Source organism: Spongiimicrobium salis (assembly GCF_043678055.1).
GTDB lineage: Bacteria > Bacteroidota > Bacteroidia > Flavobacteriales > Flavobacteriaceae > Spongiimicrobium > Spongiimicrobium salis.
Genome location: NZ_JBHEQA010000009.1, coordinates 89141 through 102864 on the forward strand (window position 1 = coordinate 89141; position 13724 = coordinate 102864).

Genomic DNA, 13724 nt, shown 5'->3' on the forward strand with positions numbered 1-13724 from the left:
ATGAAAAAAGAAGAAAAATATACCGGACTGGAAATAGCCGTCATAGGTTTGGCGGGTAGATTTCCTGGGTCCTCAGATATTGATGGTTTTTGGAACAACCTGAAGAATGGTATAGATTCAATTTCAACCATTACCGATGAAGAACTTAGAAATGAAGGCGTACCTGAAGCCTTGATTTCTAGTCCCGAATATGTAAAATCCAATGCTTATCTAGAAGACAAATCCTATTTTGATGCTGCTTTTTTTGGGTATCGTCCCGATGAAGCAGAATTGATGGAGCCCCAATTACGCGTATATCAAGAATGCTGTTGGGAAGCTTTAGAAGATAGTGGCTATTGTGCGGATAGGGAAAAAATTAAAGTTGGGGTCTTTGCATCGGGCTCTATAAATGTGCCTTGGGTACTGCACGCGGAAGCCCATAATAAAGAAGGCCTTGTAGATAATTTTACTGCTTCCCATTTAAGAGATATCAGTTTCCTCTGTTCTCGAATTTCTTATAAATTTAATTTAAAAGGACCTGCTGTATTTTTAAATACGGCTTGTTCCTCGTCTTTAGTGAGTATACATGAAGCTTGCAACAGTATTCTTTTAGGAGAGTGTGATATAGCTTTGGCCGGAGGTGTAAATATAAAAAACTATACCAAGCGTGGTTATCTCTATAAAGAAGGTATGATCCATTCTAAAGATGGAAAATGTAGACCTTTTGATAGTGCTTCCAGTGGTACCGTTGGGGGTGAAGGAGCCGGAGTTGTGGTGCTTAAGAGGCTAAAGAATGCCTTAAAGGATAATGATAATATCTATGCTGTTGTAAAGGGAACTGCAATTAATAATGATGGGGCAGGGAAAGTAGGGTTCACGGCTCCCAGTGTTAAGGGGCAGATAGAGGTAATCAAAAAGGCCCATAGAATAGCCAGGGTCAAACCGGAAACGATCACCTATGTGGAAACCCACGGAACAGGAACGGCTTTAGGAGATCCCATTGAAGTTAAGGCCTTGAATAGCGTCTTTGGTAATTCCAAAGATAAAAGCTGTGCCTTGGGTGCTGTGAAATCAAATATTGGACACTTGGATGCGGCTGCAGGGGTTGCTGGTTTTATAAAAACTGTATTGTCTATCAAGAATAAATTAATACCCCCAAGTACCTATTTCAATACACCAAACCCCAAAGTAAACTTTGAATCTGGACCCTTCTATATTAATAATAGACCAGAATCATGGATACTTGACAAAAAGCCTTTGCGAGCAGGGGTAAGTGCTTTTGGGATAGGAGGTACAAATGCTCATGTTGTATTGGAGCAAGCTCCTGATAGAATAGTATCTTCCAAGAGCAGGAAATATCAAATATTCCAATATTCAGCTAAAACACAAACAAGCCTTGAGGGAATTCGAAAAAAAATGATAGCGTACTTGGAGCGTCATGAACCCTTAAATTTTGCGGATGTATGTTATTCGCTCAATAAAGGAAGAAATATTTTTAAGTACCGGGAGATGTTGGTTTGTGAAACAAGAGAGGAAGCACTGAAAATGTTGCTTTCCCAAGATACGATCGCACAAAGTTCCAGTACACAGGAAGAATTGCAAAATGTAATATTTATGTTTTCTGGACAGGGATCCCAATACATAAATATGTGCAAGGATCTTTATTTGAGTGAAGAAACCTTCAAGGAAACCTTAGAGGTATGTTTTTCTCTTTTAAATACGATGTCAGGGAAAGATTTTTATCCCATCCTTTTTCCTTCAGAAGAAAAAAATAAGGACGCGCAAACCCTCCTTCAAAACACAGAGAATACTCAACCCATCTTATTTGCTACCCAATATGCCCTAGCGACATTGCTTATGAAATGGGGTATTACGCCAGACTACATGATTGGCCATAGTATTGGAGAATATACAGCGGCTTGTATAAGTGGTGTGCTTTCTTTAGAAGATGCTTTAAAGTTGGTGTTAAAGAGAGGAGTGCTCATGAGTCTGGCAGAAAAGGGAACGATGCTCAGCATTGCCATTCGTGAGGACAAAATTCAACCGTACTTAGCGAAATGCCCTGAAATTGATTTATCCGTTATCAATTCCAATACATCGGTAGTAGTTTCTGGTACTGATGAAGAAATCACGCTTTTTGAAACGCTAATGAAAAGTGAGGGGTACAGTTGTAAAAAAGTGAAGACATCCCATGCTTTTCATTCTAGAATGATGGATACCATACTTGGGAAATTCGAGCAAGAAGTAAATTCAGTAACGTTAAAAGAACCTAAGATTCCATATATCTCGAATGTTACGGGAGAAGAGGTATTGTATAGTGAAATTCGCAAACCTTCCTATTGGGTACAGCACTTAAGACAAACCGTAAATTTTCAGAAAGGAACACAGACATTATTAGATAAAGGAGCGGCTTGTTTTATTGAAATTGGACCGGGTAGAACCTTGTGTAATTATGTTAATGGAAATGAATCGAAGAAAGAAGGTCATTATGCCATAAATATGGTTAGGCCCTACAAACAAAATACGAATGACCAAAAATACCTTTCAGAGCGAGTTGGGCGGTTATACCTAAGAGGGATAAAGATAGATTGGGAACAGTACTATTTTAACGAACAAAGGGCAATAGTGACCTTGCCTACTTATAGCTTTGATAAAATTCAATACACTACCAATTTTAATCTAGATTCCCTTTTAAAGGGTACTTTATATCTGAACAAAGGATCAGAATCTGTACAGAACACTATTCCTGAAAATTATGTTCACTGTACAGAATGGAAACGAACCCTTTCCCCTGGTCAGAACTTGATCGTACAAAATGAAAAATCTGGCTTTTTAATTTTTTCAGGAAAAGAATCTTTCAGTCAAGGCCTAATTTCTAAGCTCGCGGAACAACAACATGAAATTGTACATGTGCGACCCGGAGCAAAATTCAAGGAAGTTGATCGTCATACGTACGAAGTCGATTTATTGGATGAGACGCAATCAAAGGAATTGTGGAAAGCAATACAGAATCATAAAATTCAAATTGATCATATTGTGTATTCCAAGACATTGGATGAACATTTTGAAAATATTCACTTTGACAACATAGATTCTAAATTGCAAGAAGGATATCTAGGATTATCCTTCTTGGCAAAATCAATCGCAAAGAACAAAGTACATCAGCAATTAAACATAAGTGTTTTTACGAACAACTTAGCAAAAGTTTCGGAAGAAGATACCATTGATCCTTTAAAGGCTACCCTACATGGCCCGGCAAGGATCATGCCTTCCGAAATCAGTAATATAAGGTGTAAAACAATAGATATACCCTATCCTTTTCGAGAAGAAAAGATGCTGAATGCTTATTTGAATAAAAGCCTTAATGAGGTTTTTTATCAAACGGATGATTCCTTTGTTACGTATCGCTACCTAGAACGGTGGGTGCCTTTTTTTGATCAAACATCCTTTGACAGTGAACTTTCTTCAGATGCGGAAATTGTTGATGGCGGAATCTATATCATTACAGGTGGATTTGGAGGTATGGGCTTCAGTATAGCCAAAGACATAGCCTTAAACCGTGGTGCCAACATTATATTGATCCATAGGTCGGATTTTCCCAAAAGAGAGGATTGGAGTACCTGGTGTGAATCTCACGAAAACGCTAATGAAACTGTTCAAAAAATAAAAGCTATCCAAAAAATGGAAGCTAAAGGTCGTTTTGTTGAACTTTTCCAACTAGATATATCGAACAAAAAAGGCGTAAAGGACTTTGCAGCGATGATTCATGAAAAGTATGGTAAAATCAATGGACTTATTTGGGCCGCTGGAGAAGTAGATCATGGAGGAATAATCCAAAATAGGACTGCAGATGACTTTACCAAATACCTGAAATCAAAAGTACATGGTTTGTTACTTTTTGAAAAGTACTTCAATCTAGAAGTTATGGACTTTTTGGTGCTTTTTTCATCTATTGGCAATGCGTTTTATCACATTAAGTTTGGCCAGGTTGCCTATAATGCGGCTAATGAGTTTGTAGAGAACTATGCCCATTATATCAAAAAGAAACTGCAACTGCCTACTGTGGTCATTAATTGGTGCGATTGGTTGGATGTGGGCATGACGGTAAAGACAAACAAGAAAAATTACAACACTACTGACATTAATGAAGTCAATGCCAAAATAGAAAATGGAATAACACCCAGTGAAGGAGTAGACATATTTTACAAATGTTTGGGATCAGCCCATACGGTGGCTACGATCTACAAAGGAAACCTCAAAAAGGCCATTGCCTCCCACAAGGAACAATACCTTGAAATAAACAGTGCATTGCGTGAAAATACAGAGGTGAAGGAAAAAAATGTGGGAGAATTGCAAATTGCACTGGTAGATCTATTCAACGCTTTCTTTGGTAAAGAAGATATTCAGATAAAAGATGATTTTTTTGATTTAGGGGGAGACTCTTTAAAGGCAATGACCCTCATTGCCAGAATCAATAAGAAACTTGGCATTTCATTATCTATTGGTGATATGTACCAATACCCAACAATAAATGCGCTATTAAAAAAAATATCCAAAGAAGATCTTAGCAATGAAAATGTAATTGAGATGGCTCCTGAATTGGAGAGCTACCCATTGTCATATCAGCAACAGCGCATGTATTTTTTACAGCAATTGCACCAAAACAGCAAAGCCTACAATGAACCCAAATTATATAAGGTTTTCAGGAAATATGATCAAGAAGAGGTACAGTCATGCTTTGACAAAATAATAGCTAGGCATGCCAGTCTAAGGACAAGGTTCATCCAAGAGAATGGCAGAACGAGACAAATCGTTGAAAAAGAGGTGCCCCTCAATATAATAGAGTTCCAATCGGGTTCTCTCGAAGAAAGTTTTGAAAAATTTTCGAAGGTATTTGATTTGGGCAAAGCGCCGATTTTCCGAATAGGAATTGTTGAAAATAACGATCGTACCTTTTATCTGCTTCTGGATACCCACCATATCGTTACCGATGGGACATCAAGTGGCATAATTCTCAAGGATTTTATACAGTGGTATACAGCAGAGATACTTGAGACTAATGAAACACCGGGGATTCAGTATATTGATTATGCCTATTGGCAGCAATCTGAAGAAAATCAGAAGAGAATCCAAAATCAGAAAAACTACTGGTTGGAAGAGATACCCAAGAATCCGGAATTACTTGCTTTGCCCACAGATTATAATAGATCGGCCGAACCCGATTTTATTGGAGATGTTGTAAGTGTGGATGTTCCAAAGGAAGGCTATGGGAAGTTATTGCGAATGACGTCGGAAGAAGGAGTTTCCATGTTTACGCTTCTAATAGGATGTTTTTACATACTATTACATAAACTTACGGCTCAGAAAGACCTTATTATAGGTGTGCCTACCTCCGGTAGGGGGCATGCCGAATTGGAACATTTGGTAGGGATGTTCGTGGGAACTTTGCCACTACGAAATTTTATAGGAAAAGAGCAATCTTTTCGAGATCTCATCCAAATCATAAAAACAAGGACGCTCACCAGTTTCGAAAACCAAGATTATCCTTTTGAGGAATTGATCAATCAAATCAATGTAGAACGGGATTCGAGTAGGAATCCCTTGTTCGATGTGATGTTCGTGTATGAAAAAACCAATGAGGATATCATTGATCAAGAGACCCTTATTACCCAGATACAATGGGAAAAATCTACTCAATCCCGTTTTGACCTTACACTTCGGGCCATAGAAACAAAGGAGGGCATAAAATTGGGATTTGTTTATGCTACTCAATTGTTTAAGGAAGAGACGGTATCCCGCTTCCTTGATTTTCTTCAAAATATCATTTATGAAGTTAGTGCTAAGCCCAACAAGAAGGTAAAGGATATCAAAGTTATTGGAGAAAAGGAAATCCAAAATATGATTTCAAAGCATCATTGTGATTTTGATGCTCTGGATACCACTAAGACAATCCTAGATCTTTTTGAGGAAAGAGTTAAAAAATCACCAGAGGCTGTTGCATTAACTTTTGAGAAGGAACACCTTACTTATAAGGCATTATCCGAAAAATCGGACCATTTGGCATCTTGCCTCAGGAAACGCGGAATTGCCCATAACGATTTGGTATTAATTTACCTGGACCGCTCCATAGATATGATTGTTGGTGTCTTGGGAATACTAAAATCTGGCGCTGCCTACGTCCCTATAGATATTACCTATCCACAAGAAAGGATAGACTTTATTGCAAAAGATACAGGGACAAAATTATTGTTGAGTCATTCTTCATTAGAGCCCAATATCCTGAATAAGGGAGATCATATGATCTTGTGTATTGATGCGCTTCAAAAAGAACCATACGTTGCTTTTGAAAAAAATATAGCTTCTGATGCCCTGGCCTATGTTTTATATACTTCAGGAACTACGGGAAGACCTAAAGGTGTAATGTGTAAACATATAGGCCTAACCAGCTTGGTAAGGAATCAAATAGATATTTTCGGACTTAAATCAACGGATACTGTACTACAATTTGCCTCTATTGGTTTTGATGCTTTTGGAGCTGAAGTATTTACAACATTAGTTTCGGGTGGGAGATTGATAATGACCACTGACGCGGTAATTAGATCTAAGGAAGATTTCAAAGAACGTATTCTAAAAGAAAAAATAACGGTCCTTACGTTGCCTCCATCCTATCAGGTAGTAATGAAAGATGATTTGGAATCGGTTCGTATCCTGATCTCAGCCGGTGAAGCAATGAACCTCAATGTGACAAAAGAGCTACAGGCCAAAGGGATTACTGTAATTAATGCCTATGGTCCAACAGAAAACACGGTTTGCGCAACGATTTCTACATCACCGATTTTAACCGATGATCGGGTGACTATTGGCAAAGTAATGAAAGGTGTACAGGCGTATGTCTTGGATGAGATGTTAGAGATTGTGCCCTACGGCATTATAGGAGAGTTATGTCTTGGAGGAATACAAGTAGCCCAAGGCTATCTGAACAGGCCTAAACTAAGTGGGGAAAAGTTTATTGAGAATCCATTTGATAAGGGGAATACCAAACTCTATAGAACGGGTGATTTGGTAAAAATGTTGCCCGATGGGAATTTCATTTTTATAGGGAGAAAAGATACCCAAGTTAAAATACGAGGTTTTAGAATTGAATTAGGGGAAATAGAAAATGTATTGGCCAATAGTGAGGAAATTGACCAGGTTGCTGTTGGCGTACGGGAAGAGCATGGACACAAACACTTGGTAGCATATTATGTATCAGATAAAGAAGAGGTAAACAATGAAGTTTTAAAATCATATCTACGTGAACAACTACCCAAATACATGATTCCAAGCCACTATGTACAAGTATCCAAAATTCCTGTAACCTCAAACGGGAAGGTAGATTGGAAGACACTTGGAAAGATAGTACTGCACAGTTCAGATAAATATGTGGCCCCTAGGTCCCAAGAAGAAAAGATTCTTGCCGATATCTGGTGCGAAGTTATTGGTTGTACGAAGGTGGGAATACAGGATAATTTTTTCGCCTTGGGGGGAGATTCCATAAAATCTATACAGATCAGTTCAAAACTGGGAAATCTAGGATATGAAGTTTCCGTGAAAGATATTCTTAAAAATCAGACTATTGAAGCTTTGGCACCCCGAATTTGTCGTAAAGAAGTTCTTGAAGATCAAACAAGGGCTTCGGGCACTGTTCCTTTAAGTCCAATTCAAAAGTGGTTCTTTCAGCGTAATTTACAGAACCCATCCCATTTCAATCAATCTGTTCTTTTTAAAATACAAAAGGGCCTAAACCAAAAAGAACTTACCGAGATTTTTGAAAAAATACTGGAACATCATGATACGTTACGCTTGAGGTTTCGCAACGAAAATGATAGTACTATTCAAGAATATGCCACAAAATCTTCTACGATATCAATAATAGATTATCCTTTAAAGGACCAAAAGAATTACATTAAAGAAATAAATGAACGAGCGGAAAAACTACAAAAAGAAATAAGTATTGCTGAGGATGTTTTGATGAAAGTGGCCCTCTTTACTCATGAGGTTACGGGAAATTTCTTGCTTATTATTATAAATCATTTAATTATCGATGGCGTTTCTTGGAGAATTTTGTTTGAAGATTTTCAGCGCTTGTCCCAACAAATCCTGGAAAATGATTCTTTGACACTGCCTCCTAAAACGGCTTCATTCCAAAGGTGGATGGAAAAACTTGAAAAGTATACTTCCCATCAAAGTATTGATTCCATTATGACTTATTGGGAAGAAGCTCCAGTGGCAGGAACAGCACGTATACCCAAGGATTATCCTGATGGAATGAATGTTCATGGATATGCAGAATCGGTTTCGATAGATTTTGACGAGGTAGAAACAAAAAAACTACTGACCACTGTAAATTTAAAATATTCTACACGGATCAACGAGATTCTTATCGCCGCATTCTATATGACTTTGAGAAAAGAGTATGGTATAGATGCATTTCATATTGATATTGAAGGGCATGGGAGAGAACATTTCTTTGAAAGTCCCAATATTAGTAGAACTTTAGGATGGTTCACAGTTATGTATCCATTATACCTGCACGAAACGGGAGAACATATTTCAGATATTCTTATTGCTGTAAAGGAAGCCTTAAGGAGAATTCCGAATAATGGTTTTGAGTACTTAATGTACCGTCAAAAAAACAAAAATAAATATGTCCCCACACCTCAGGTGCTCTTTAATTATCTGGGACAATTTGATACGGGCGACAAGACTAGCTCCTTACAACTTGTAAAAGAATATAAGGCAAAGGATATTGGAAGTTCTGAGATTCGGAGTCATGAACTTGAATTATCCGGAATAATTAAGGAAAATCACTTAGAGGTAAAACTAACCTTTGGAAGTCTACAGTACCAGGAGGCCCATATTCAAAGGTTAATGGAGGGTTACAAAAAATGCATACGTGAAATTTTGGATTTTGGCACGTCTTTCTCAGCCATGGAGTTAACTCCAACCGATCTTTCATATACAGCATTGCCGTTACCCATTTTGAAAAAACTTCAATCCAAAATGGAAATAGAGGATATCTGTCTTCTTTCCCCTTTACAAGAGGGGTTATTGTTCCATACTATGTTTAAGCCCGATTCCGATGTATATTTTGAACAATTGAGCTGTAGGATCAAAGGAGAGCTGGATATTGAGATGTTTAAGAAAAGCTTTGGTTTAATGTCAAAACGGCATGCCGTTTTGAGAACATTATTTCTTTCGGAAATGACTTCAGATGCCATACAGGTGGTCCTTAAAGAAAGAGAAGTAGCGTTTACATACCTTGATTTGAGGGAGGAGTCACAGGCTTCTTCCGTCGAAGATCGTTTAAAGGTACATAAGGCGAAGGACAGATCTCGCAAATTTCAATTAGATAAGGATAAACTTCTTAGAATATATCTTTTTCAAGTTGGTGAAAAGGAGTATGAAATTCTTTGGAGCTATCACCACATACTGATGGATGGATGGTCCATGAGCATTCTTATCAATGAATTTTTTACCATTTACGGAAATTTAATGGGCAAGTTAAAAACCAATTTGCCGGTTGTGAGACCATATGCCCATTACCTACAATGGCTACAAAACATTGATAAACAAGAAAGTTTATTGTTTTGGGAAAACCATTTAAAAGACTATGAATTGGCATGCGAATTTCCCAAAAAATCACTGGAGCTCCATGCGAAATCCCAAAGAAATAATATGAGTTTTTCGCTAGGGATAGAGCATTCCAATAAGCTTAAAACACTTTGTGCCGGATTTGGTCTAACGGAAAATACTTTTGTTCAAACAATTTGGGGCGTGCTTTTGGCGAAGTACAATAATGCTACAGATGCAGTATATGGTTCTGTGGTATCGGGTAGGCCGGGTACACTTGATGGCGTTGAACATATGGTGGGGTTATTTATTAATACGGTTCCCGTGCGTGTCACATTTGAAAATAATGATTCCTTTAAGGAGGTACTGCATAAAGTACATGCCGCTTCTTTGGATGCTATGGAACATCAATATGTTCAGTTGGCAGAAATACAAGCGAAAAGTAGTTTGGGGACATTACTTTTTGACCACATTTTAGTTTTTGAAAATTACCCGATCAACGAAGCATTGAACAATCAATTGATGGAGGCTACAGGTCTTGCTGTAGAAACTGTTAAGGTCGTTGAAAAGACCAATTATGACTTGGTACTTACAATACTTCCCGGTGAGGATATGAAGTTTATTTTTGAATATGGACAAAAAATCTATGATGAAGATATTATTGTAAATCTAAAGGTTCATTTCTTAAAAATCATAGCGCAATTTCTGGAAAATCCTGAATTGAGTTTGGGAGAAATTGACATTGTAGATCATGGTAGTCGGAAAAAAATATTGGAAAATTTCAATAGTCCGATCAATGCCCATCCCGAAGAAGGTACCATTATAGAACTATTTGAGCGACAGGCAAAGCATACTCCTGATGCTGTTGCCATTACTTGCGACACTATTTCTTTTACCTATAAAGAACTCTATGACCGTGTTTTACAAACGGCAAGCTATCTGCACCAAGAAGTTAAAATCTCAAAGAAGAGTGTAGTAGGATTGTACATGGATCGCTCATTGGAAAGTGTTGTGGCTATGTTCAGTATCTTGAAAATAGGAGCCATATATGTTCCACTGGATATTGATTACAGTGAGGAGCGCATTCATGGTATTTTGGAAGACGCCAATGCCAATTTTGTTATTACACAGGGAGTCAATCCATTTAAAACGAATACGGAATCCAGAACCATTGTAGATATATCAAGTATAGGGACCACACCTTCTGAAAATGACATTGGAGAATTTTCGGTGTGCTTGGAAGATGATGCCTATATAATTTACACTTCCGGCAGTACGGGAAGACCCAAAGGTATAGTGCAATGTCATGAAGCCTTAGTGGATTATTGTTTGACCTTTAAAAAGCACTTTTCATTACTTTCAAAGGATACCATTGTTCAACAAGCTAAATTGACTTTTGACACCTCAATAGAAGAAATCTTCCCCATATTGATCACAGGAGGACACTTGGTGGTCATCTCAGGAAATCATTTCGATTTAGAAAAAATAACAGAGAATATACGGCTTCATAAAGCCACCATTATTAGTACAACGCCATTAATATTAAAAGAATTGAATGCGGTATCCAAGGATATCCCTAGTCTTAGATTGATAATCAGTGGAGGGGATGTCTTATTGCCTAAGCATATTGACCACTTGATAAAAACGGCAGAAGTATACAATACTTATGGCCCTTCGGAAACCACAATTTGTGCCACATATCATAAAGTGCAGGAACTGCAATATGCATCGATCATAGGAAAACCTATAAAAAATAAAAACATTTATATCCTGGATAATACAGAACATCTTACTCCGATCGGTGTTGTGGGAGAGTTGTGTATTGCCGGAAAAGGAGTGGCCAAAGCGTACTTGAATAATCCTGAATTATCGGCATTAAAATTTAAGGATGACCCTATTGTCCCCGGTAGGACCATCTACAAAACAGGAGACATGGCAAGATGGTTGCCCGATGGAAACATTCAGTTTCTAGGAAGAAAAGATACGCAGATCAAAATCAGGGGACACCGTGTAGAACTCGGGGAAATAGAAGCCCAGCTATTGTTCCAAAAAACTATAATTGAAGCCCTGGTATTACCCAAAGAATCTGGCGAAAATAAATATTTGATAGGATATTTTACATCATCGACCTCTCTGGACACTGAAGACTTAAAGAAGCAATTGCGAAGACAGTTACCAGAATATATGATTCCTAGATACCTTGTGCAATTAGCGAACTTCCCAATGATGCCAAATGGAAAGATCGCTAGAAAATCTTTACCTGAACCAGTACATAAGATAGAAGGAGACTTTTTAGCTCCTTCAACTCCCATGGAAGTAGAATTGGTTAAAATCTGGGCAAAACTTCTGGAAATAGATGAAAATAGCATAAGCATACGAAGAAGTTTTTTTGAGCTGGGAGGGCATTCCATAAGCATTGTGAAATTGACCAAAGAGATTAAGAAAGCCTTAGGGCATGCTGTTTCCGTGGCCAATGCTTTTAGATATCCTACCATAGGGACCATGGCCAATTTTATAGCGAATGGAGATGAAAACATGGAAGGTTTAATCAATTCGATCGAAGATTCTCAAAGAGAGGTAGAAGAGAACTTGGACATAATGAAAAATATTTTTGAATGAAAAAAGGGGAATCTACAGGATTAGAAATCGCCGTTATTGGTATTGCGGGACGTTTTCCGGGAGCAGCGAATGTGCATCAGTTTTGGGAGAATCTTAAAAATGGAGTGGAATCAGTGCATTTTTTCACGGAAGAGGAATTAAAGGAAAACGGAGAGTCACCAGATATATTACAAAGTGATAACTATATCAAAGCCAGTGCATTTCTGAAAGATAAAGGACTTTTTGATTCGGAATTCTTCAGTTACCTTCCTGCTGAGGCAGCAATAATGGACCCTCAAATGCGGATATTTCACGAAGTGGTCTGGGAAGCTCTTGAAGATGCAGCTTGTGTAACCGAGGACGAGACAAGAAAAATAGGATTGTTTGCGGGAGGTACTGCAAATACCAACTGGGTGATCTATTCGGAATTGATGAATGGCGCTAAACTGGTGGACGGTTTCACGGCTTCTAGTCTTAATAATATCCGGTTTATGCCTACTAGAATTTCCAATCTGCTCAACTTAAGAGGCCCTTCCGTTTTTGTAGATTCGGCTTGCTCAACATCCCTAATGGCTATTCAACAAGCCTGTAAAAGCCTTTTGTTCGGAGATTGTAAAATTGCCGTTGCGGGAGGAGTATCCCTAAATTATAGATCCAACAAAGGATACCTTTTTTCTGAAGGAATGATATATTCCAAAGATGGACATTGCAGAGCTTTTGATAAAGATGCAACAGGAACAATAGGAGGTGAAGGGGCTGCGGCGGTAGTATTAAAACCTTTGAAAGATGCTATTAAAGATGGCGATAATATATGGGCTACACTTAGAGGTTGGGGAGCAAATAACGATGGTAAAAATAAAATTGGGTTTTCGGCACCTTCGGTTCAAGGAGAATGTGAGGCCATCTTAATGGCCCATAAATGGGCAAAAATAGATGCCAAGAGTATCGGTTACGTAGAAACACACGGTACAGGAACAAAGTTGGGAGATCCAATAGAATTGGAAGCACTAAATCTTGCTTTTGGAAAAAGTGATGCGCCGTATTGCGCCATTGGTTCGGTAAAGACAAATATTGGCCATCTGGATGCTGCTGCGGGTGCTGCCGGTTTTATCAAGGCCGTTCTTGCTCTTAAGCATAAACAAATACCTCCTAGCCTTAATTTTGAGGAGGCCAATCCAGAAATAAATTTTGATAAAAGTCCTTTTTATGTCAATACGCACTTAAGAGAATTTAAAAATAAGGAATATCCGCTTAGGGCAGGAGTAAGCTCCTTTGGTATAGGGGGTACAAATGTGCACTTGGTCCTTGAAGAAGCCCCTAAAAAAACAATTTCAAAAGGTAGAGAGCATCATATATTACTACTCTCTGCCAAATCTGAAAAGGCTTTAAATGGATATGTACAAAAATTAAAAGAACAAATTGAAACTACCGATCCTAATGACTGGGGTGATATCTGTTACACTTTGAGCAAGGGAAGACGGCATTTTTCCTATAGGAAAATGATGGTGGTGTCTGATAATGATAAAGCCATATCG

2 protein-coding genes (1 of these 2 cut by a window edge) are annotated in these 13724 nt (G+C 38.1%); both read left to right on the top strand.

All coding sequences use genetic code 11. The features are described 5' to 3' along the window. Positions 1-12210, top strand: a complete 12210-nt coding sequence (locus ACEXOE_RS23485) for a type I polyketide synthase (protein WP_394751321.1) — start codon at positions 1-3, stop codon at positions 12208-12210. After that, positions 12207-13724, top strand: partial view of an amino acid adenylation domain-containing protein gene (locus tag ACEXOE_RS23490; RefSeq protein ID WP_394751322.1) — the start only. 4650 nt of this gene lie beyond the right edge of the window; the window shows 1518 of its 6168 coding nt (coding positions 1-1518); its start codon is at positions 12207-12209; its stop codon lies off the right edge, out of view. Before ACEXOE_RS23485 ends, ACEXOE_RS23490 begins: the two co-directional genes overlap by 4 nt.